Source organism: Acinetobacter gyllenbergii CIP 110306 = MTCC 11365 (genome assembly GCF_000413855.1).
Classification (GTDB): Bacteria; Pseudomonadota; Gammaproteobacteria; order Pseudomonadales; family Moraxellaceae; genus Acinetobacter; species Acinetobacter gyllenbergii.
This window is the reverse complement of the sequence record NZ_ATGG01000011.1, coordinates 366,077-386,906: the sequence shown is the minus strand read 5'-3', so window position 1 is coordinate 386,906 and position 20,830 is coordinate 366,077. Positions and strand designations below refer to the sequence as shown.

Genomic DNA, 20,830 nt, shown 5'->3' with positions numbered 1-20,830 from the left:
GCATTTAAGGATTCAACTTTGTTGAAAAAATTAAATGCCGGTGATTTTATGGGTGCAGCAGATCAGTTTCCCCAATGGAATAAAGGTGGTGGTAAAGTTATGAAAGGCTTGGTACGCCGTCGTGCAGCTGAACGGGAGCTGTTCTTAAAAAAGTAATTCATCACTGCAGGCGCTCAGTGGTTTCATTGATTGTGAGCGCCAGTATTCTTTTTCTTTTACCAGATTGTTCAGCTCATACCATCAACAACAATATTCAAGTTGGGGTATGTGTGAAAGTCCTCTGATGAGGGCTATTTTTTACGATAAATAGCTTTGATACCATCAATAATATGTTCATATCGTAATAAAGTATATTGAGTATTAATTTCGAAGAATTCCCAAAACTCTGTAATTGGGTTGGAAAATTCTTGATGAGTAAAATTCTTTTGAAATTCATGTTGTTTTTTTATTATCTTTAGCCCCGTGAACATGTTGTACCCTTTATTTAATTAGAAACACATACTATCTTGCAACCAAGTAAAAGTATATTTTTATCAATAAATATAGATAAATAGAGTGTAAATTGAGCTTATATCACTATTAATCAATATTAAACTTGCTTAATTAGTTTAAAGAGCATATAAAGCTAACTCGTCGGTGCGGGATGGAGCAGTCTGGTAGCTCGTCGGGCTCATAACCCGAAGGTCGTTGGTTCAAATCCAGCTCCCGCTACCAACCGATTAATTTAATTTTGCTCTTTGATGTATTTAGAGTTGCTATTCTGGAAAGAATAAATAGCAACTAAAATTAGCTTATATAATCCTAAATAAAGCTATATATTATTAAATTCTAGAAATTCAGTTATTTTCACTTATCTGTCTAGCGTATAGTAAATAAAGTCTATCAATTGAGCTCTTGAGTAGAGTGATTTTGTGTTAAAAATTATTAATGAATGGCGTGTAGCCAAAGCCAGTAATGGTAATGAAATTTGTGTGCAAATTATCCCACTTAAACGTCAACAAAATACGTTGGAAGGATTTAAATGGGTTGAAGTTGGAAAAAAAGTGCTTTTAGATTCTGGTCTGGAAATTGACTTTAATTTAGATGGTAAAAGTTTCTATACTGGTGTTAATCAGCTGTATCGATTGACATAGAAAATTCACACAATTGTAGTATCTTTTTTATAAAGATCGATGGGATTAAGTCAAGATATAAGTATTGATTTGATTCAAAAATAAAACAAAGTTTAAAGGTTTAAAAATATGTCTGATAAAGCTACTGGTACTGTTAAGTGGTTTAACGAAACTAAAGGTTTTGGTTTCATTCAAGCTGATTCTGGCGAAGATTTATTTGCTCATTTCAGCGAAATTCAAAGCAATGGCTTCAAAGTTTTGAATGAAGGCCAACGTGTTTCTTATGTACCTGGTCAAGGTAAAAAAGGACCACAAGCAACTCTTATCACTGTTATCTAATTCATTTAGATCAGTGAAAAAGCCCACTTTATGTGGGCTTTTTATTCTCTTATAAAATCAATCGATTCTGCTTTTATAGCCATCTTAAAAAGCTAATAGAGACTTTTTTCACCATTAGGACGAGTTTTAAATCTACGATGAAACCACATGTATTGTGTGGGATGCATTTTTATCTGACTCTCAATCACCAAATTGACTCGTGTAGCATCTTCTACTTCATTCGCACTTGGAAAGTTTCCCAAAGCTGGTTCTAGTAAAACGTGGTATTGAGGGTTGCGGATGTCGCCATCACGATAAAAATATAAGGGAATTGCTGCTGCTTTGGTTATTTTGATTAACCGTCTATGCGCCGTTAATGTCGCTGCCTGCACACTAAAGAAAGGAGCCATTACTCCTTGCTTGAGTCCAAAGTCCTGGTCTGGGCTATACCAGATAGCATGCTCATGCTTTAGATTCGATATCAATCCTTTCATGTCATCTTTAGAAATCTGATTTTGATAAATTGTAGCTCTGCATCGACTAATCAGCATATCTAAGAGAGGATTATTTTGAGGACGATAGACAACATCTAGATCGAAAAAATATCCACATACAAAACCGCCGGCATCTAATAAAGTGGTATGCGTGCCTATGAGTAAAACACCTTTTCCTTTAGCATTCTTAAGATGCTCTAGCCCTTGGATATGCATCCGGTTTTTGAACCATCGGGGACTGTACCAGGCATTTAATGCTTCAAAAAGTCCTAACATCATATTCAAAAAGACTTGTTTCGCATCTGCTTGTATTTGCAGTTCACTTTTTTCGGGAAAGCACAGTTCTAGATTTCTAATGGTCGTTTTACGTCTAGATTTGAGAGTTTTCCAAGCTAGTTTGGAAAGCTTCTCTGCGAGCCGCCATTGAATGGCCCAAGGAAGAATTGCAAACAACATTAAAAGAATTATAGCTAACCAGATTCCCCAATATTTGGGTAATAAAAAAGACCAATGAAACTTTCCTGCCTTGAATTTCCGTTTAAACGACATAGCGGCTGTTTCTTAAGAAAAACTGATCAGCCTAACATAACTGAATTAGTTTTATTGATTTATTTAAATGTAGATATGGAGGTTAAATAAATTTTCCACTTAGAAGGGCTTGTTCGTCACTGTGCGGTAAAGCGAGAACTCTTCTTAGCAAAGTAATTTATAGCTACAGGTGTCCAATAATTTCCTTGATCTTAAGTATCTGTATCCTGGTTCTTTTATCAACAATGTCTAAGCAAACTTGGTAGCAAAATCACTATTAAATGTGTGATGTATATCACTCTTTTGTTTTTAAATGTAAGATGGTAGACTTTATTTTATTTTTAAAGCGTTGAAAATGATTAAGTTCATAAAAATTTCATTAATATTAGCCTTCTTAACAACTAATGCGCATGCAGCTATTACTTTAATAGGTACTGCTTCAGAGAGGGATAAAGACCTATTAGTCGGTGATCCAGTGTATATGCGGGATGGTGTAATAAACTTAACTTATTTTCTGAAGGTAAAGGATAATCAGTATGCGGAATTAAAAGATAGGACTGTAAATCAAAATGGAAAAGTCATTAAGGTAAATACCCTAAAGTTTAATGTTTTTCAAAAAGATATGATTGTGAATTGTAATTCAATGTCAGGTGTCTGGATATCTGATATATGGTGGAATAACAGCCAAATAGTATCTAAGAACGCTAGGAATGTTCTAGGACAACAGTTATTAGCACAAAAAGGCATTACAACACCTCTTATAACCTTAGAGCCTAATTCAGATGCTCAGCGAGCTGCTGCTTATCAATGTGATAATGCTATAAAACTAAAAAAGTATAACTAATTATTCTTATGGTAGAAAAACTTCTGGTAAAGACTAAGGTTTATTTTTAAATGAAACTGAAAACAGTACTTCTTATTTTTTGTTTAATTGGGTTTCTGTTGATTTTATCTGGTGTAGATACCAATATTTATGCCTATAATGTTAGCGTTTTATTTTTTTCAATAGGTACACTTTTAAGCATATATTTTTTAGCAAAAAAAGACTATCAGACTAGTTTTATTTGCCTAGTAACTTTTGGTCCAATCTTATGGATTTTAGTAGATGTTAAAAACACTGAAGCTGCTAAAATACATCGAGAAATTTTTACTATCTTATGGAAGAATGATTGTGAATATACAGGTGAAAATGTCCATATAGATGAGGAATCTGTAGCTTTGCTTTATAGATGTAAAAATGGAAAAGAAGTCTCAACTGACGAAATCAGAAAAATAATTATAGAAGGGAAGGTAGATAACATAATTGATAGTCAATATTTAGAATGATATTGTTTTTTGCGAATTTAGTATCGAATATAAAAAAAAAATATTCATGTCAGCATATATTTAAAGCCCTCTGTTGAGGGCTTTTTTTAATATTTTTTAGGCTAAATCTGAGTTGGTTTATACAATCTATATCTTATGAAATGTTCACCGCTTATCGTAATTTCTCCATCTAAATTGAACCCTAGTAGATATATACCTTTCAATTTTTTTCTTGAAGGAGGTAATAAAATAGTTATTGATTCAAAATTCATCTCAGTAAAAGCTATTTTGATAATTTCATCAAAAATTTGTTTACCAATTCCCCAGTATTGAGGGTGCAATACAAGAGCTAAGTCTGCATCACCATCTTCATATTGTAATCCACCCCAACCAGCAAATTTACCATCAACTAAAAATGCCCAAGGACCATAGCCATGCTTAGTCCATTGTTCTTCTTTTTCGTTGACCCAAGCAATACATTCTTGTTCATCAAAAATAGTGCCACTAGCTAGAGGCATTTGTTTGAGCACACGTTCATTTGTATTTAATTCGATAATATCTTGAATGCTAATGTTTTTTAAATGATCAAATTGGATGTTTAACATATCTTCCTAAAAATTTAAATTAGATTCTAATTAACTACCAAACTTATATGGCATTAATTATGAAAGAAATTTTTAATTCGACTATAGATGAATATAGGTGTGGAAGCCTCTCAAAAAGAGGCTTTTTCTTTTTTGACCAACACCCCATCTCGTTCAATTTTTTCTGCTGCTTTCCAACTTGGCAGTAAGCTCAAACGTTCAACATAGCTTTGAATGTGCGGGTAATTTTTACCTTGTTTCATTTGATGGATTAAGCTGTGAAGTCCAAATCCCATCATAAAATCTGCGCCAGTTAAACGATCGTCAACCAAAAATAATTTATCCTTCAGATAATTATTTAAAAAACCAAAGACTTTATCAAACTCAACTTGAGTATAGTTTTCTAGAAATACCAATTTTGTACCATGCTTAGTTTCTATTTCATTAAAAGTTTTTAATAAAAATGGCACCATTGCAGAGCTTTCAGCGAAGTGAATCCATTGAAGGTAATCTGCATAAATTGCGTTATTGATATCTGGTGCTAGATGTGGTGCAAGCCTTTGAATTAATAATTCTACTATAGCGCCTGATTCAGCGATGACTTTACCTTGCCATTCGATCACTGGAGATTTTCCTAAAGGATGGATGTTTTTTAATGACTCAGGAGCCAAGTGAGTAGTTAAATCACGGAAGTAGCGTTGTAACTGGTACGGTTGCTTGATTTCTTCAAGTAACCATAAAATACGGAAAGAACGTGATTGGTCTAAGTGATGTAAAGTAATCATGACGATTCCTGTTTTAAAAACTATATGGGTAATTTCCCCATGTTCCACAACTCAATATACACTTAAGTTTATAGCTGTTACTGATCAATTCACTCTACATTGCAAGATTGATTGAAAAGTATTCAAAAATTTACTTCCCCATCGTGCTGCAGAGTGTAAACAGTTCTAAAAAAGTAAGATTTTCAATGTAGGTGTAACTTACATCTAGTGCCATTTACCATGGGGCCGATAACAAGATCAACAAGAATATTCATGTTGAAATATATGTAAAAGCCTTTGATAGAGGCTTTATTATTGAATGTAATTAAGCCATTGAATAATGATTAAAAAATTTGATTTACTTAATAATTAAATTTCTATAGGTATGCTTGATCATGTTTAATTTTTTAAAATTTTAATATATATTGAACAATCACTTGAATTTGTAACATATTCAAGTTGTATTTTAGATTTGGCCTAAAATGTTTTTAAATTTTAAATTTTCAGTTGAAACAAAGAGAAGTCATAACTTGTCGCTGTTTATGATTCGTTTGGTCGGAAATTCTTCAATGCATTTTTAGGTGCTGCAGTGAATTCATCAACCGGCATTTCAATGAAAAAATCGGTTGCTTGTTCATGAGAACAATTCAACCAGTCATTTCTACGCTCTCTTGGAATGACAATGATTGATAGTTTTTCATCATCTGGAGCATGGAATTGGTTCATAAAAGGATGATCATCAGAATTCATCGTAAGCATAGACATTGATCTAATTTCTTCACCGTTTACGACAGCATATTCATAAATGCCAGCTACTGTGTATGGCATTTGGTCTTCTCGGTAGATTCCATACCAATGGGGTTCATTGTCTATATATTTGGGTTCAAAGATAGCTTCAACAGGGATAAGGCAAAACTGATTTTTCTTCCAGGCGTTCCTGAAACTTGGTTTGCTTGAAACAGTTTCAGTTCTTGCATTGTATGTGTTTTGGACTTTTTTTATATCCTCTACCCATGGAGCAACTAAACCAAATCTGGCCAATCGCCATTCAATTGTACCATTTTTTGAAAATAGGATAGGTCCTGCATAGTTGGTGTAGATATCAGCTTTGTATTCGAAAGTAGGCTCAAATAGATCTAATAAATGAACACGATCTTTTGAAATAGGCTCATAGTTTGCACACATAATTAGCTCCATTGTGAAGAGTACATACTTTTATAATGAATTTAATAAAGATTTTTTATCTTTTGATTTGTGTATATTAATTGCTTCTAGTTGTATTCGATCAATTTCCTAAATTATTTTAATATCATAATTTTTATAAATTTATTACTTAAATTAAAATGGGATTCAATACGTTTAAGATCAATGGGTCAGGTGATAAAAGAACAAAGGGCAGGAGCAAACAATAAAAAAACCATAACTTAATGGTTATGGTTTTTATGCATTTCATAGAGTTGATTTCTAAAATTATAGTTAATCAATCTTTATAAAATGGATCACTTCATTTGATTGAATCGGCTGCTCTGCAAAGGGGACGATCACAATACAATTTGCAGTAAGAAAAGGTTCGATCTGATATGCTTGCTGTTGTTCAATGATTTCTAATGAATATTGACCATCATCTTGCAACTGATATTTACCCCATAACAATTTTCTTTTATTTTGATCAGTTTCAATCTCTTGATTGACACGACCTTTAATAAATATTCTGTTTAGAAAATCGGGATCATGTTTATTTAAAACATACTTCACCATGATATGCATGAGTAAGGCAATATCTTGCATATCACCAGGTAAATTGATGATCGTCGTCTTATCCTCTGTGGTGATGACTTTTGAGCCTTTATGGTTTCCTCGATCATCGTACAGTTGAACCGTTTCACGTACAGGAGGTGTTCTAGGCATACTTCTAATGATGCCCATTTCATTCGCAGGGATAGAACGTGTTTGGAAATTTGAGGTCATACTGCTAGGATCAAAGGCAGTAAGTCCACCGATTGAAAATACTGAACCACCAATGTCCTTATGAGAACACAGAATCATCACATCAAAATTAGGCATATGATCTTCAAAAAATTGATTATAATCCTCCCAATTGGTTGTTAACCTATCATCTAAAGTTGGATCTTCGTTTTTCTTAAGGCTATTAAATGCTGAATCATAACGCTGTGGTTTAAGCAGTTTTATCTCGACGTGGTTATAGCCCCACGTTTTTAATAAGTCTTTAACATACAAGCTTTCTTCACAAAGTGTATGCTCATCGTCAAAATTATGCATGCTAACAACGAGAATTCGTGGATCTTTATAAATTGTTAGTTCTTTAATTCCAGCCCGTCTTAGAGCAATCAATTTTTCTGGTGAGAGCTTCTCATTTTTAGCTAAGATCAGATCACCTTGTTTAATGGTGCTTCCTTGCTGGATCACGCCTTGCATCGCAGATATTGGCGCTATAATTTTTTTATTATCGTAATCAGAAGTATCTAAACGCTCATCGTCTTCTGGAATAATAGCATCAATAGATTCAGGTAATTTTGTATATTGTGGAATTCTGAGTAGATTTTTACCGCCTAGATCCAGTTTATATGGATTCACTGATCGATAGAGTTGTCCTCCCCAGCAGTATAAGCTATTGATTAATACAGGGTGCTGTTTACTTGCAGTTTGAGTCGACTCAGAGTTAATGACCCAGCCTGCGTAGGCTGAAAGACAATTAGCTGGATAATCTTGTAAGGCATAAACATCACTTGCATTCACTTGATTAAGTGCTGCTTCTAAATCCACAATATGTTTTAATTCACCCTGAGGGAGCTGCATAAAAAGACGATAGTAGGTAGAAGTCAAATCATATGGAAGATCTTCTGGTACTGGAAGTTTGCGCATAAATATAAGTCCGAGAGGTAACTCTAATTTGAGCTACCTCTTTAAATTAATAGTTAATCAACATTTAGAAAAAATTCATCGCCATCAAGAACCCTTTCGGCATTAAAGAAAGTACCTAAACGACTACCAGCTCTACGATTGTCAGATGCATCAATCTTTTTAACAGAAGCATCAGTTCCACCTTGGTTTGTTGCTGCAAAAGGAAATTCATCACAATCACAATCAGTTGCTACTTCATCAGAATCACCCGTAAAGAAGCACTTTGAACCAACACTTGGACCATATTTAATTTTACACATTTTTACAGATTCAGCTCGGTTAGCTTTGCGCTGTGCAGCATCTCTCAAACGGGTTAATGGTCTTGCACTTGAACTTCTAAAAATAGAATTAGGTGAAGCTGCAATGAATTGACCTGGTTTACCTGCAAGAAATGCTTCTTTAATATGCTTTGCAGATTCATCCACGTCTGGATCAGTAAGCTTAATTGTTGTCATAACAGCAGGTGCGGTAGGGTATACACATCCTTTTGTATTTGCTTTAGCCTTTCCAATATCACAACGCACACTAGGATTATAAATACCTGGTTCAAAATTTGCAGCATTATCAAATGATTCGTTCGATTTTACGACTTGAAACCGAACACTTGGAGATAAAAATAATGGGTTTTGATCTGCTAAAGCTGAGTTAGATGGGGTAAATGTTGTGGTTGATTCAGCGGATAGGCCATTTACTAAATTAATTGGATTACCGTAAACGGTCTTTGCCGTACAGTCATAGCAATATAATTCTGGGCGTACCTTTAAAGAGTCACCAGGTTTACCAATGATTTGGGTTCGTAACTTGTACTTATAAGTCCAAGTTAATGCATTTTTTGGATTGTCAGAATAAACATAAGCAGTAATTTTAGCCGTTCCAACGTTTAATCCTTTTGCATCAGTTAAAGGAATTTCACCTTGGTCTGATATCAGACAATGTGACCCTCTATTTATATAGCTATCTAGATCCTTCCCAACTGTTTTACAAATTGGTGAAACATCTAAAGCACTAGCAGCGTAACTATCAGTTACTGTAAATACCGTGGCTAAAGCTATTATATATTTTGTTATATTTAACATGAAATTTCCAATATTTTAATAAAAAATAATTTCAAGATAAATGGTTTTAATTATCTTGAAATCGGGAACTATGATAAAGAAAAATTATGATTTGTAAAAATAAATTACTAAAATTAGTAACTTAAATTTATTGTTTGTTTTATTTTTAATCTAATTCTTATGTTTTTAATTAAAAAACTATATTATATATCATGTATTTATATGGGGTTTTATTGAGTATTTTTGAGTTAATTTAATCTGCACAATAGTTTGTTATTATTTTAAAAATCTTAATAAAACCACTCTAATCTAACTGTAGATAATAAATTTGTTTATTATTGAGATAGCAAAAACTGTCGGCTAAGAGGAATACAGTTAGGGACACAAGTGTCAATCCTAAATCTCTGATAAGAACTTTTTTAAATCTTCGGAATCTCTTCATCCCTCGGCTTTCTCACATCCTTAACAAATCGTTCCTCCATTGCCCCATACTTTTTAAAGTTTTCACGAGCTTGGTTTAGCGAAGGTGCGTTTGCACTACCACACCAATCAGGATTTTCTGTTTGCACAGGATTATCCTCCCATAAGCATACAGAGCAGATAACATAGTCGCCGTTAGATGGTTCATCTCTGGTTAAGTAGCCACAGCATAAACACGGGAGAGCATTCTATTTCTCCAACTTTCTGTATGCTTAAATGTTTATATGTGAGGATTTCAATAATTAATAATACTCAGCATAAAACCTTTTTTGAATATGCGAAGATATCTTTTCTAAGCCAGGCCAGTTAGGATGAATTTCTTTTTCTTGAATATCTTTATTAAAGACTTTATATAGTGGATATTCAGATTTAGAAATTAATAAAAAAGGTTTATCAAAACCTTCAAATTGATGAGCGGTAAGATCAATAACAAAATCTTCAGACTCAAGCCAAAAATGAAATTCCCCTTTTTTATTTGTTCCACGCATTAACTTAAAATCAAGGATATCCTCTTTTATCAATATTCTTAAAAGAATACTTGAAACTTCTTCACAATAGTTTTTTGGAAATGTTTGCCATGCGACAAGAGAAGGTAAATGGTCTTGAAAACATTCTAATGAAGAGCTAGTGATTTTATTAAGTGTTTTATAATCCATATAATTTTCAATCCTTTAAATAATTTATTATAAAGTTTAGGAATTGTGTTCCCATTGATCTTCTCAAGTAGCTAAGAAAATTTCAACATAATTCGAAGTAACTAATTTCTTAGATTTTTCAAATTATTTAAAATTTCTTATCACAACAAAAACAGCGTCTTATAAAGTACTGCAAACCACAAAGATTAAAAGAAGTTTTTAATTTAGTGTCATTTTTTGCTATTAGTTGACAAATTAGGAGAATAGTCCGAAATTTTGGTTGACAAATCATCGTATTAGTCCTAAAAGGTGAAAAGAACAAATATGATTATGCTTTATTTCATTTAAGCAAGGATTTGCTGGATAATATAAACAGGAAAACTGTGAAAACTCAAAATGTCTAAAGTGGAAAAGAAGGGTAGAAAATCTACTCAACAAAGCCTAGATCTATATGATCCATCAGTTCAGCAAGAACATGATGGCGATCTTGATTTTGTCTTGAAAATCCATGAAGGTCATTTACATGAATTAGAAATTTCTAGCGTAGCAAACTTACTTTCTGCGCTGGGGCAAATTGTTGGCGTTAAACAAGCAAGCTTCAAAACGATCAAAGAAGGTTCAACCACAATTGCAGTGACAGTTCCACAAGATTGTAAAGCATTAGCTATGTCTAACGTGTTGAAGGAAACGTCTGCAAAGCATAAGCAAGTCATTAGAATCCAAAAAGAATTAAGTAAATATGGCTTTCATGGAGCTGAAATTTCTTATGGTACTTATAAAGAAAATGAGGTTTATAAGCCTACAGAGATTCTATATACCGTACCAGAACCTGAATTTCAGGAAGAGTTTTCACAAGAGGAATCATTAGATGGGTGTTTAACTCGTCTGCAAAAAGGGAAGGACAAGTCTGATCACATTACGATTATTCTAAATAATGGTGATGAGGTCGCTGCCGAATGTTCTCATAAATTATTAAAAGAATTACATCCATACTTTGATATTGATAAATGCCTACGTTTTGAAGGCATTGCTACCTATTTATCCACATCTAATTCTTATCAACTAAAACTAAAAAAATACTCAATCACTAAATTTACTGTGATTGATGATGTTGGTATTGAAGAGTGGGTAGATAATTTTAGAGCACAAGGGGCATCGAATTGGTCGAAATTTGATGATCCTATTGCCGAGTGGCTGAAGGAGCGGCAGGATTGATTATCTTGGATACCAATGCATTAATTACTTTATTAACAGCAGACAAGGATTGTGCTGAATACTTAAATCTAGTTGCCTATATTAAGCAATGTGAGCGTTTAACATTGGCCTTGCCTATGCCAGCGATAGCTGAGTTTATTGCAGGTGATGGGAATGATGCACGTTCTTTGAGTCTACTAAAGCCAAATTCTAAGTTTAAAAATCTAGATTTTGATGCTAAAGCTGCGTTAGTAGCTGCAAAGATATATAAAGATTACAAAGCACTTCCACAGAATAAAAAAACTCAAGATCCTCGTCAGAAAGTTAAAGTTGATATTCAGATTCTTGGTATAGCGCTTTCTAACAATGCGAAAATGATAGTGACGGCGGATAAGGGAGTTAAAACTATTATTGATACACTAGGCTTATCAATTTCAGTTTTTGATTATGTAGATAATAATTATTTAGAGCAGATGAATATTGTAGACTTAACTACAAGTACACAATTACAGTGAAGAAATTTTTAATTTACTAATTTTTTTCTTGAAAATTTAGTCGGAATCAAGATTCCTAAAAAACTAAGAATCCCTAAACTAGCAGAAGAAAGCGCCTAAGATCGCTTTTCCTTTTTAAAAAAATATTGACCAATAAAAAGTAGTTTTATATATTTGTTTTAACTAAAATTATTGTAGACAAAAAATGCTTAAGCCTATTTATAAAAGTGACGGGGTTACTGACAGTGAAAGACAAATGTCTAAATTATTAAATGATACTTTTTTATCTTTATGGTCATATGTTGGACCATGTAATGATAGAAATTTATTAACTAAAAATGAAGGAGTTGAAATATGTGATGCTATCGTTGCTTTTGGAAATAAAATTATAATTTTTTCAGACAAAGATAATAAATTTAATGAAAATAAAGACGTAAATACATCATGGAAAAGATGGTATAAAGATTCTGTTAAAAAATCGATAAATCAATTGTATGGAGCAGAAAGCTGGATAAGAAACAATCCTCATAGAGTTTTTTTAGATAAAAAATGCCAAAATAAATTTCCATTTGATCTGAGCAACAAAAAATTAGAGATTCATTTAGTAGCCTTAACAAAAAATACATTAGAACCTGCAAAAAAATATTTTAGCCAGTTTGCTGATGGCAGCTCAGGAACATTTGTGCATATGTACGAATTGGAAGAAAAAGATGTTATGGAAAAGCCATTTACATTAAACGATTTTAATACTGAAAAAACATTTGTACACGTATTTGATGAATATTCCATAGATCTTGTTATCAAAAATACAGGAACTATTTCCGATTTCTTACATTATTTAACTTTTAAAGAAATTCTCATAAGAAAATATAATTTAAGTGGCTCAATGGGTGAGGAAAATTTTCTAGCATTTTATTTATCTCAGGAACCATCTTTGTTAGCACGAAATGAATTTAATTTCGATAAAATTAAGCAATATACACTATCAAATGAAAACGCTGTTTTTATAGGAGAAGATGAATGGGACACCTATCAAAATTCCTATAGTTGTAGACTTAGAAGAATATTAATTGAGAAAAGTAAATATTGGGAGGAGCTAACTACTAGATTCTCAGATGGAATAGTAACAGCTCAAGTTGGGGAAGGTGCAGAACTTGATTTAGCATCTCATGAAGTGGCAGTGAGAACGTTAGCATCTGAAAACATAAGTTTTAGAGCATTGCTGACTGACGCCTTCAAAGAAAAGTTTATAAATGTACCAACAAATAAACGAAGTGGTAGAATTATTGAGCCAATTCCATATAAGGATTTATTGTATGTTTTCTTATTATTGCCGAAAGATGAAAATGAAAGCGTTGAGGAATATGTAGTTAAAAGAAATGCTTATTCGCAGGGATATGGCTTAGTTGCAAAATATTTAAACCCAAAATATACAAAGGTGATAGTACTTGCCACTCAACCATTAGGTTCAGAAGGTAGAAGTGAGGGGGTTTACTTGTTTGAATATCCCAAGGTTTTACCTTATAAGGTGAAAAAGACAGCAGAAAAGTTAAGAAAAGAGCAGCATATTTTTAATGGATTTACAGACTATAATGATTTAAGTCGAAATCATGACTCTCCATTTAAAGTAAAAAAAGGTAGAAATGATAAATGCCATTGTGGTTCCGCTTTAAAATATAAAAAATGTTGTTTACATACAGATGAACTACTAGGTAGTAACTATACTTAAAAGCACCATAAGGTGCTTTTTTTAATCCCTAAAACTCTCACTTCTTGGAATAGAATACCAATAGCGAATTTTCTTTCCATCATTCAGTGTTTCAATATTGATGAGTTGGTATTGAGGATTTCGATAAAATAAATCAGAAATCATTTGTTCAGCACGTGCAGTTCGTTCATGAAGTGGTTCTTTAGGATAGTCTTCAATGCAATTTAGATCATTAAAATAAATAGAACGACCTGATTTTCCTTCAAATTTTGATTTTAAACCAAGCTCCATTAATTCAATCATTGCTGTATTTAGCGATAAATTATTTTGCTCAGCATAATGCATTAATGATTCATATTGATCTTGTGGCATACGAATTTGGGTGCGTTTCCAATCATCTTGGGTGACAGCTCGTCCTGTCTTATTATCAACCATTTTATGTGCTCATTAATCGCGTTTGACAAGATAATAACACTATGGAATACTAAACTCAATGACAAGATAATGGTGTCATAACTGATCAATATTTATAAAAAAGCCTCGATGACTTTGGACGGCTATCGAGGCTTCTATCTAATCCCTGCGAGGAGAAAAGACATGACTAGTTTAACATTTAATGCCATACAATTTCATCCAATACAACAGAATGACGACCAAATTTGGATCACATCAACCGAATTAGCTCGTGCTTTAGGTTATGCACGTGAAGATTCCGTGTCTCGTATATGTGACCGTAAGTCAGATGAATTTACTTCCGATATGTCAACGACCGTCAAATTGACGGTCGTTAGAGCTACGGGTTCAGTTGAACTGGACAATCGTATTTTTTCATTACGTGGTTGCCACCTCATAACGTTCTTTGCCCGTACACCAGTAGCCAAAGAATTCCGTAAATGGGTGTTAGACATATTGGATAGGGAAGTACAACCTAAGACCAAGAATGATAAAACAGAACGTGTGGTTTTAAATGATGCTGTAAATATGCTTGTAGCAAAGACTAAGCACCTTAACTTTTCCGATGCCTACAAGCTTATTCACCAACGCTTCAATGTGAACGGCATAGATGAGCTCTCATTTGAACAGATTCCTGTAGCCGTTGAATACGTCCATCACTTGATTGCACTTTTCAGTACAGATAACCAACCCAATGCGATGAACGTCAGAGCAATGGCAATGCATCTGGTATGGTTAAGCGGATGGTGGAGGCAGTTTGGCACCGCTGTAAGGGGAATCAATCCACACATGAGCTCTGCAATACATGATCATTTCAATGATGGTGGATTTGTCGCATGGATGTTCATCGACAAAGAAAAACATGCGGAACTCAGAAATAGGATTGATACACATCCTTGGCACTTAGCACCGATGGACCGTTATCATTTATTAAATAATCATTCTTAGTCTTTGATGATGGCGGGAGTCGAATCCGCGTCCGTAAAACCGCTTATTTAAGCGGTTTTTTTATATTTTGAGAGCAGGTTTTCACTCAATCTATTGCTGTCAGATCTGCAAACTCAAAGCTCAAAGAAAAAAATGATATTGCGAATATTTTGTTAAAATTTTGTTAAGGTGAAATTTTAACCAATAAAACACCCAAGCAAAAAACGGGAATATTCTATAAAATAAACGAAACTTTTCGCTCAATTTAAAATTTGGCTCTTTATATAAATGACTGATATAGAAATAGAAACACACCCATTACAACCGTTTTTACCTGCGACTGCAAAATTGCTGATGTTGGGCAGTTTTCCACCGCCACAAAGTAGATGGAAGATGGATTTTTACTATCCGAATTATCAAAACGACATGTGGCGGATCTTTGGTCTGATCTTTTTTAAAGATAAAGATCACTTTTTAGATTTACCCAATAAAAACTTTAAAGAGCAACTGATCCGTGAATTCTTAACTCAAATTGGTGTGGGAATCTTTGACACAGCCTATCAAGTGAAACGTTTGCAAGGTAATGCTTCTGATAAATTTTTAGAAATTGTCACGCCTACAGATTTATCAAAATTGCTAGAACAAATTCCATTGTGCCGTACCATCATGACCACAGGTGATAAAGCGACAGATACGCTGATGCTGCACTTTTCAGAGCAAACCAGTAAGCCTATGATTGGACAATCAGTACAGGTAAATTATGCTGATCGAGAGCTGAATTTATACAGACTACCATCATCATCGAGAGCCTATCCTTTAGCGCTAGAAAAGAAAGCTGAAGTATACCAACAATTTTTTGAACAAATTGGCTTAGTCTAATCAAAACAAGAGGGAAATAAATGCAGGATGTCGTAAGCCCCATTGATTTAAGAAATTTCACTGATGCTTTGGAGTGGCAAGAAACGGCGAATGTGAAAAGACCATGGCGAAAGGATTTCTTTGAATATTATGCCAATCTCATTAGACAGCAGGTTTCTGAACAATATCAGGTATTAGAGCTTGGTTCTGGGCCAGGTTTTTTAGCCCAACATTTGCTCTCACAACTTACGAACATTGAGTATACCGCTTTTGATTTTTCAGAAGTGATGCATCAGCTGGCACAAGAAAAACTCAATGCCGCTGAAAGAGCACATGCAACCTATATTGTTGGAAACTTTAAAGCTGCTGATTGGCAGAATATATTCTCTCAGAAGTATGATTTGATTATTATCCATCAAGCATTACATGAGCTTCGACATAAATGCTATGCAACCGATTTCCATAGAATCGTAAAAACCTTATTAAAACCTCAAGGCCATTATTTAGTCTGTGATCATTTGTGTGCAGCACATGCAATGCAAAATGATCAGCTTTATATGACCAAACAAGAGCATTTGGATGCACTTGAACAGGCATCTTTTACGCAGATTAAGATGCCGTTAGAGATAGAAGGCCTATGTTTGTTTGAAATGACTTTGGATTAAGCTAAATGCGACATCATCCGAGGATATTTAACCCATCTAAACGTATTGATTTTGAATTCTCTGACATGAGTAAATTCAGACCAAATCAATTGACTGCCTTTTGTCCATTGTAGCGGTTTAGTCCGCTGATCAACTGCACGCTTTTCTTGTTCCGTGGCTGGACGTAAATCACCAATTTCGACATATAAGCGTACGCCAAAATGATGGTCAAAATGACCTTTGATAAGGGATTTTAACCAGAACCATTTATTGGTATTGATTGCTTGAATACAGGCTTTGGTGTTTTGAATAAGGTTCTCACTGAGCTTTTCTGTGTATGTATCAAAGAAATAAGCAGTCTGGTTATCGTTTAAAAAGATTGTGCCTATAGGGGTTATGGTAGGCTGCCCTGAAGAGTCTACTGTTGCAATAGACGCATGCAAAGATGACTTTTGTGCAGCAGCAAATATCTGCTGAATATTCTTCCAATTTTTTTCTGAAATCATATGGTTATCTTTTATGTTAATTATAATCGTAACTTAGCATAGAAGAATTAAAAAAATACCGCTCTTCATCATAAAAAAAGATGTCAATTCAGCAAATTACATCTAATTGAATGGATGATTTACATCATCCATTCAACGGGAAAATAAGACACAAAGTGCATGGTAAAACGCTGGAATCTGGTACTTTCAGGATCATAATGATGCTCAACCACTTCACCATTTTCCTTATGTTCATACCATACAATATTACCGTCTTGATCTAATTTAAGCTGATAAGCCACTTGTAATAAATGCTGATCAAGCATGGCAGTAATTTGGTCTTGTAAATGATCTGATTCAACAACCAAACCGACTTCAGTATTTAAATGAGCGGAGCGGGGGTCAAAATTAAATGAACCAATAAAAACTTTTCCATCGACATCAAAAAATTTGGCATGCAGACTTGAACGATTTTTACCTTTAACAGGAATTACACTACCAGTCGCAATTTCATACCAAGTCCGTTTTTTACGTTCGATATTCGGTTTAAACTCATACAGTTGCACACCACTTTGTAAAAGTGGTTTACGGTATTGGCTATAAAAAGAATGCACTACGGCGACATCATTAGCCACCAGACTATTGGTCAGAACACGCACTTTAATGCCATCTTGAGAAAGCTGGTTTAAATATGCTGTGCCTCGCTTGGTGGGGACAAAATAGGCGGATACCAACTCCATATGTTGTTCAGGTTTACCCATAATTTCCAGAACTTGAGCATATAAAAGTTCCTGATCTTTGGCTTGTCCTAAGGCTTTATTGGGATGATCAGCGACAAAATGCGCTTTTGCCCATTGGATGGGGTAGTTTTGTAGGCGTAATTTTAAATAATCTTGTGCAGCTTCAAGTTTATCTTCGGTGGGTGTATCAACTTGCTCTAAGGCTTTATAGCTATTTCTTAAATCCTCAAGTTGCTGGGGTGTACCAGAACCCATTAACTGCTCAGTTGAATAGCTGAGTTTATCGGTCCAAAACTCATCGAAAACCTGCTCCGCTCGATCGACGGCTTTTCCGTAGAATAAAATGTCCATGTCGCTAAACTGAAACTGGTCACTGGCTTCAAAATATTCACTGCTGATATTGCGTCCACCTGTTACTGCAATCGAATGATCGGCAATAGTAAGTTTGTTATGCATACGATGATTAATTTGTTTGAGTCTAAATACATAATCAATAACGCGTAAATGTCTAAACTTATATGGATTGAAAATACGGATTTCAAAATTTGGATGCTGGGCGAGGGCTTTTAGGGTTTTATCCAGTTTTATGCCATTCTGATCATCAATTAATAAACGGACTTTTACTCCACGGTCAGCTGCTTTGAGCAACTCGTGCAACATCATGTTGCCAATGGCATCGTCATTCCAAATATAATATTGTAAATCAAGTTGATACATGGCATTTCGAATTAAATGAATACGAGAGGCAATACTTAAGAAAGCATCATCCAAAGCTAAAAAAGCAGTTAAACCTTTTTCAATATTAAGATCGGCTTGTGGATCATTCATCCATTTTGTTTTCGTATGCAAGGAGTTACTCCGATCATGGTTTTGATTGGGCGGCAAAGAACAACCACCAATTCCTAACATGATAACAAGTGTCGTTATCTTAAAATGGTATGAATTTTTTATCATTTTATTGATCAAGCGTGTGGATCCAGCAGTAATGAGTAGGTGATTGATTTTCTTATATATCTAAATTCGATTTCGTTCCAAGGTTGAAATGTAATTATAAATATAATCAATAAGTTATCATTTTAATAATTTAATTTTCTATGTAAACAAGTTCCAATGAGTACAGCTTAATAGAATCTAGATCAATAAATATTGAGTAAAATTACTATACTGGTGTATAGTATATTTTTAGATTTAATGTGGTCGACATTATGCCTAAACAATTAGAGGATAAAAAAAAGATTCTCACACGTGTAAGGCGAATTCAAGGTCAAGTTCAAAGTGTTGAACGTGCTTTGGAAAATGACACAGAATGCGCTGATATTTTGCAGCAAATCTGTGCAGTTCGTGGTGCATTAAACGGTTTGATGACTGAACTACTCGAAATTCATTTAAAAGATACGCTCGTTGTCGGTGAATCTTCGGAGTTGCAACGCAGTCAAGAGCTTATTCAAGTCAGTAAAATTCTTAAATCTTATTTAAAGTAAAATTCAGGAGTGTCATTGTGATTAAATCTCGTGCAGCCGTTGCTTTTGCCGCAGGCGAACCCTTACAAATCGTAGAGCTTGATGTTGAACCACCTAAAGCGGGTGAAGTCCTGATTAAAATTACCCATACAGGTGTGTGCCATACCGATGCCTTCACTTTGTCAGGTGATGATCCTGAAGGTGTTTTTCCGGCAGTGTTGGGTCATGAAGGTGCAGGGGTTGTGGTGCAAGTCGGTGAGGGGGTGACCAGTGTTACTGTTGGTGACCATGTTATTCCGTTGTATACCGCTGAATGTAAGGAATGTTTATTCTGTAAATCAGGCAAAACCAATTTATGTGTGGCAGTTCGTGCCACTCAAGGCAAAGGCGTGATGCCAGATGGTACAACACGTTTCTCTTATAATGGTCAACCGATTTATCACTATATGGGGTGTTCAACTTTTAGTGAATATACCGTGGTTGCAGAAGTCTCTTTAGCGAAAATCAATCCTGAAGCCAATCATGAACAAGTCTGTTTATTGGGTTGTGGTGTGACCACTGGGATTGGCGCAGTACACAATACGGCGAAGGTGCAAGCAGGCGATAGCGTTGCTGTCTTTGGTCTTGGTGGTATTGGTCTAGCTGTGGTGCAAGGTGCTCGTCAAGCCAAAGCAGGGCGTATTATCGTTGTTGATACCAATCCTGATAAATTTGAGTTGGCAAAACAGTTCGGTGCGACTGACTTCCTTAACCCAAAAGATTATGAGCAGCCGATTCAACAAGTGATTGTTGAAATGACAGGTTGGGGTGTTGACCATTCTTTTGAATGTATCGGCAATACCAATGTCATGCGTTCAGCATTGGAGTGTGCTCATCGTGGTTGGGGACAATCCGTGATTATTGGGGTTGCAGGTGCAGGTCAAGAAATCTCAACACGTCCGTTCCAGTTGGTGACAGGACGCAAATGGATGGGAACTGCCTTTGGTGGGGTAAAAGGACGTACACAACTGCCTAAAATGGTAGAAGATGCCATGAAAGGTGAAATCCAACTTGAACCATTCGTAACACATACTATGCCATTGGATGATATTAATCATGCCTTTGACCTAATGCATGAAGGTAAGTCGATACGTACCGTGATTCATTTCTAATTTAAAAATGATAGGATTTGATGATGTGAAAAGCATCATCAAATCTTAGGTGGATATTGATGTCAAAACCACGTTTAAAACTACATGTTCGCATCCTATCTGATGAACAGATCGCCTTTGGTCCAGGTAAAGCTGAGCTACTTGAAGCGATCCATCGCACAGGATCAATTTCCCAAGCAGCAAAGTCTATGGAGATGAGTTACCGCCGTGCATGGCAACTGGTGGATACCATGAACCAATGCTTTCATTCCAATTTGGTCGATACCCAAACAGGCGGAACGCATGGTGGTGGTGCAGTGGTAACCGAATTGGGGCAAGTGGTGCTCAAAAAATTTAGAGCCATGGAGCAGCAAGCAATTCAGGCAGTAACAACTGAGTTTGAAGATCTAGCCAACTATCTAAAAGTAAATAAATAATTTTATAAATATAAATAACTTAAACAGTATTTCATTACATTTGCTTTGATCCTTTCTCTCTCAATAAAAATTTGCTGAGTTATAGCGCATACGTATTTTTGTC

25 protein-coding genes, 1 tRNA gene and 1 pseudogene are annotated in these 20,830 nt (G+C 34.7%); 15 read left to right on the top strand and 12 right to left on the bottom strand.

Going from position 1 to position 20,830, the window contains the following annotated elements; genetic code table 11:
* Positions 1-156 (top strand): lysozyme (locus tag F957_RS13075; protein WP_016660273.1); only part of this gene is annotated, 156 nt, incomplete at its 5' end.
* Between the two features lie 134 nt (positions 157-290).
* Here the strand turns inward: F957_RS13075 and F957_RS22075 are convergent.
* Complete coding sequence (locus F957_RS22075; RefSeq protein WP_016540023.1) at positions 291-470, bottom strand: hypothetical protein; 180 nt, start codon at positions 468-470, stop codon at positions 291-293.
* Between the two features lie 167 nt (positions 471-637).
* On the opposite strand from F957_RS22075, the gene F957_RS13085 reads away from it, so the two are divergent.
* The 3 genes from F957_RS13085 to F957_RS13095 all read left to right on the top strand — a co-directional run bounded on the left by F957_RS13085 (position 638) and on the right by F957_RS13095 (position 1,451).
* A tRNA-Met gene (locus F957_RS13085) sits at positions 638-714 on the top strand.
* A gap of 197 nt (positions 715-911) precedes the next feature.
* Positions 912-1,133, top strand: a complete 222-nt coding sequence (locus tag F957_RS13090) for a hypothetical protein (protein WP_016540024.1) — start codon at positions 912-914, stop codon at positions 1,131-1,133.
* A 108-nt stretch (positions 1,134-1,241) separates the two neighbouring features.
* On the top strand, positions 1,242-1,451 hold the full coding sequence (locus F957_RS13095; protein WP_004807805.1) for a cold-shock protein: 210 nt from the start codon (positions 1,242-1,244) through the stop codon (positions 1,449-1,451).
* 92 nt (positions 1,452-1,543) lie between these two features.
* Here F957_RS13095 and F957_RS13100 read toward each other — a convergent pair whose 3' ends face one another.
* Positions 1,544-2,473 carry an LpxL/LpxP family acyltransferase gene (locus F957_RS13100; protein ID WP_016540025.1) on the bottom strand — a complete coding sequence of 310 codons (930 nt, stop codon included), beginning with the start codon at positions 2,471-2,473 and terminating at the stop codon, positions 1,544-1,546.
* Between the two features lie 334 nt (positions 2,474-2,807).
* On the opposite strand from F957_RS13100, the gene F957_RS13105 reads away from it, so the two are divergent.
* The gene (locus F957_RS13105; RefSeq protein ID WP_016660272.1) at positions 2,808-3,296 is read left to right on the top strand and encodes a hypothetical protein; all 489 of its coding nucleotides are present in this window, start codon (positions 2,808-2,810) and stop codon (positions 3,294-3,296) included.
* 50 nt (positions 3,297-3,346) lie between these two features.
* Positions 3,347-3,778, top strand: coding sequence for a hypothetical protein (locus F957_RS13110; protein ID WP_016660271.1), 432 nt, complete (start codon positions 3,347-3,349; stop codon positions 3,776-3,778).
* Between the two features lie 101 nt (positions 3,779-3,879).
* Here the strand turns inward: F957_RS13110 and F957_RS13115 are convergent, their stop codons facing one another.
* From F957_RS13115 to F957_RS13140, 7 genes and pseudogenes are all read right to left on the bottom strand, one after another.
* Positions 3,880-4,362 carry a GNAT family N-acetyltransferase gene (locus F957_RS13115; RefSeq protein ID WP_016540026.1) on the bottom strand — a complete coding sequence of 161 codons (483 nt, stop codon included), beginning with the start codon at positions 4,360-4,362 and terminating at the stop codon, positions 3,880-3,882.
* A 110-nt stretch (positions 4,363-4,472) separates the two neighbouring features.
* A complete protein-coding gene (locus tag F957_RS13120) occupies positions 4,473-5,126 on the bottom strand; it encodes a glutathione S-transferase family protein (protein WP_016540027.1) in 654 nt (217 codons plus the stop codon).
* A gap of 519 nt (positions 5,127-5,645) precedes the next feature.
* On the bottom strand, positions 5,646-6,290 hold the full coding sequence (locus F957_RS13125) for an SOS response-associated peptidase family protein (protein WP_016660270.1): 645 nt from the start codon (positions 6,288-6,290) through the stop codon (positions 5,646-5,648).
* A 291-nt stretch (positions 6,291-6,581) separates the two neighbouring features.
* Positions 6,582-7,988 (bottom strand): molybdopterin-binding domain-containing protein, encoded by a 1,407-nt coding sequence (locus F957_RS13130; protein WP_016660269.1) that lies wholly within the window; start codon positions 7,986-7,988, stop codon positions 6,582-6,584.
* Positions 7,989-8,041: 53 nt separating this feature from the next.
* Positions 8,042-9,103: a NucA/NucB deoxyribonuclease domain-containing protein gene (locus F957_RS13135; protein ID WP_016540029.1), complete on the bottom strand. Its 1,062-nt coding sequence runs from the start codon at positions 9,101-9,103 to the stop codon at positions 8,042-8,044.
* Positions 9,104-9,501: 398 nt separating this feature from the next.
* Positions 9,502-9,741, bottom strand: a pseudogene (locus F957_RS0120525) (CPCC family cysteine-rich protein); the annotation flags it as partial.
* A 63-nt stretch (positions 9,742-9,804) separates the two neighbouring features.
* On the bottom strand, positions 9,805-10,218 hold the full coding sequence (locus tag F957_RS13140) for a hypothetical protein (protein ID WP_016660268.1): 414 nt from the start codon (positions 10,216-10,218) through the stop codon (positions 9,805-9,807).
* A gap of 375 nt (positions 10,219-10,593) precedes the next feature.
* On the opposite strand from F957_RS13140, the gene F957_RS13145 reads away from it, so the two are divergent.
* The 3 genes from F957_RS13145 to F957_RS13155 all read left to right on the top strand — a co-directional run bounded on the left by F957_RS13145 (position 10,594) and on the right by F957_RS13155 (position 13,614).
* Positions 10,594-11,412 carry a hypothetical protein gene (locus F957_RS13145; RefSeq protein ID WP_016540032.1) on the top strand — a complete coding sequence of 273 codons (819 nt, stop codon included), beginning with the start codon at positions 10,594-10,596 and terminating at the stop codon, positions 11,410-11,412.
* Entirely contained in the window at positions 11,409-11,906 is a 498-nt protein-coding gene (locus tag F957_RS13150; RefSeq protein WP_016540033.1) for a type II toxin-antitoxin system VapC family toxin, read from the top strand. The genes F957_RS13145 and F957_RS13150 overlap by 4 nt, the downstream gene beginning before the upstream one ends.
* A gap of 184 nt (positions 11,907-12,090) precedes the next feature.
* Positions 12,091-13,614 carry a YecA family protein gene (locus F957_RS13155; protein WP_016540034.1) on the top strand — a complete coding sequence of 508 codons (1,524 nt, stop codon included), beginning with the start codon at positions 12,091-12,093 and terminating at the stop codon, positions 13,612-13,614.
* Positions 13,615-13,635: 21 nt separating this feature from the next.
* Here the strand turns inward: F957_RS13155 and F957_RS13160 are convergent, their stop codons facing one another.
* Entirely contained in the window at positions 13,636-14,028 is a 393-nt protein-coding gene (locus F957_RS13160) for a hypothetical protein (RefSeq protein ID WP_016540035.1), read from the bottom strand.
* Positions 14,029-14,190: 162 nt separating this feature from the next.
* Between F957_RS13160 and F957_RS13165 the strand changes: the two genes are divergently transcribed.
* From F957_RS13165 to F957_RS13175, 3 genes are all read left to right on the top strand, one after another.
* Positions 14,191-14,994 (top strand): BRO-N domain-containing protein, encoded by an 804-nt coding sequence (locus F957_RS13165; RefSeq protein WP_016540036.1) that lies wholly within the window; start codon positions 14,191-14,193, stop codon positions 14,992-14,994.
* Between the two features lie 267 nt (positions 14,995-15,261).
* A complete protein-coding gene (locus tag F957_RS13170) occupies positions 15,262-15,852 on the top strand; it encodes a uracil-DNA glycosylase family protein (RefSeq protein ID WP_016540037.1) in 591 nt (196 codons plus the stop codon).
* A 20-nt stretch (positions 15,853-15,872) separates the two neighbouring features.
* Positions 15,873-16,496 (top strand): class I SAM-dependent methyltransferase, encoded by a 624-nt coding sequence (locus F957_RS13175; RefSeq protein ID WP_016540038.1) that lies wholly within the window; start codon positions 15,873-15,875, stop codon positions 16,494-16,496.
* Here F957_RS13175 and F957_RS13180 read toward each other — a convergent pair.
* Complete coding sequence (locus F957_RS13180) at positions 16,493-16,981, bottom strand: pyridoxamine 5'-phosphate oxidase family protein (RefSeq protein ID WP_016540039.1); 489 nt, start codon at positions 16,979-16,981, stop codon at positions 16,493-16,495. The genes F957_RS13175 and F957_RS13180 overlap by 4 nt on opposite strands.
* Before the next feature lie 119 nt (positions 16,982-17,100).
* Positions 17,101-18,609, bottom strand: a complete 1,509-nt coding sequence (locus F957_RS13185; RefSeq protein ID WP_016660267.1) for a phospholipase D family protein — start codon at positions 18,607-18,609, stop codon at positions 17,101-17,103.
* Between the two features lie 296 nt (positions 18,610-18,905).
* Between F957_RS13185 and F957_RS13190 the strand changes: the two genes are divergently transcribed.
* From F957_RS13190 to F957_RS13200, 3 genes are read left to right on the top strand one after another with little or no spacing between them, the layout of a single operon-like run.
* A complete protein-coding gene (locus tag F957_RS13190) occupies positions 18,906-19,181 on the top strand; it encodes a metal/formaldehyde-sensitive transcriptional repressor (RefSeq protein ID WP_004653592.1) in 276 nt (91 codons plus the stop codon).
* A 20-nt stretch (positions 19,182-19,201) separates the two neighbouring features.
* Positions 19,202-20,311, top strand: a complete 1,110-nt coding sequence (locus F957_RS13195; RefSeq protein ID WP_032860431.1) for an S-(hydroxymethyl)glutathione dehydrogenase/class III alcohol dehydrogenase — start codon at positions 19,202-19,204, stop codon at positions 20,309-20,311.
* 59 nt (positions 20,312-20,370) lie between these two features.
* Positions 20,371-20,727 (top strand): winged helix-turn-helix domain-containing protein, encoded by a 357-nt coding sequence (locus F957_RS13200; RefSeq protein WP_016540042.1) that lies wholly within the window; start codon positions 20,371-20,373, stop codon positions 20,725-20,727.
* The last annotated feature ends 103 nt before the right edge of the window (positions 20,728-20,830 follow it).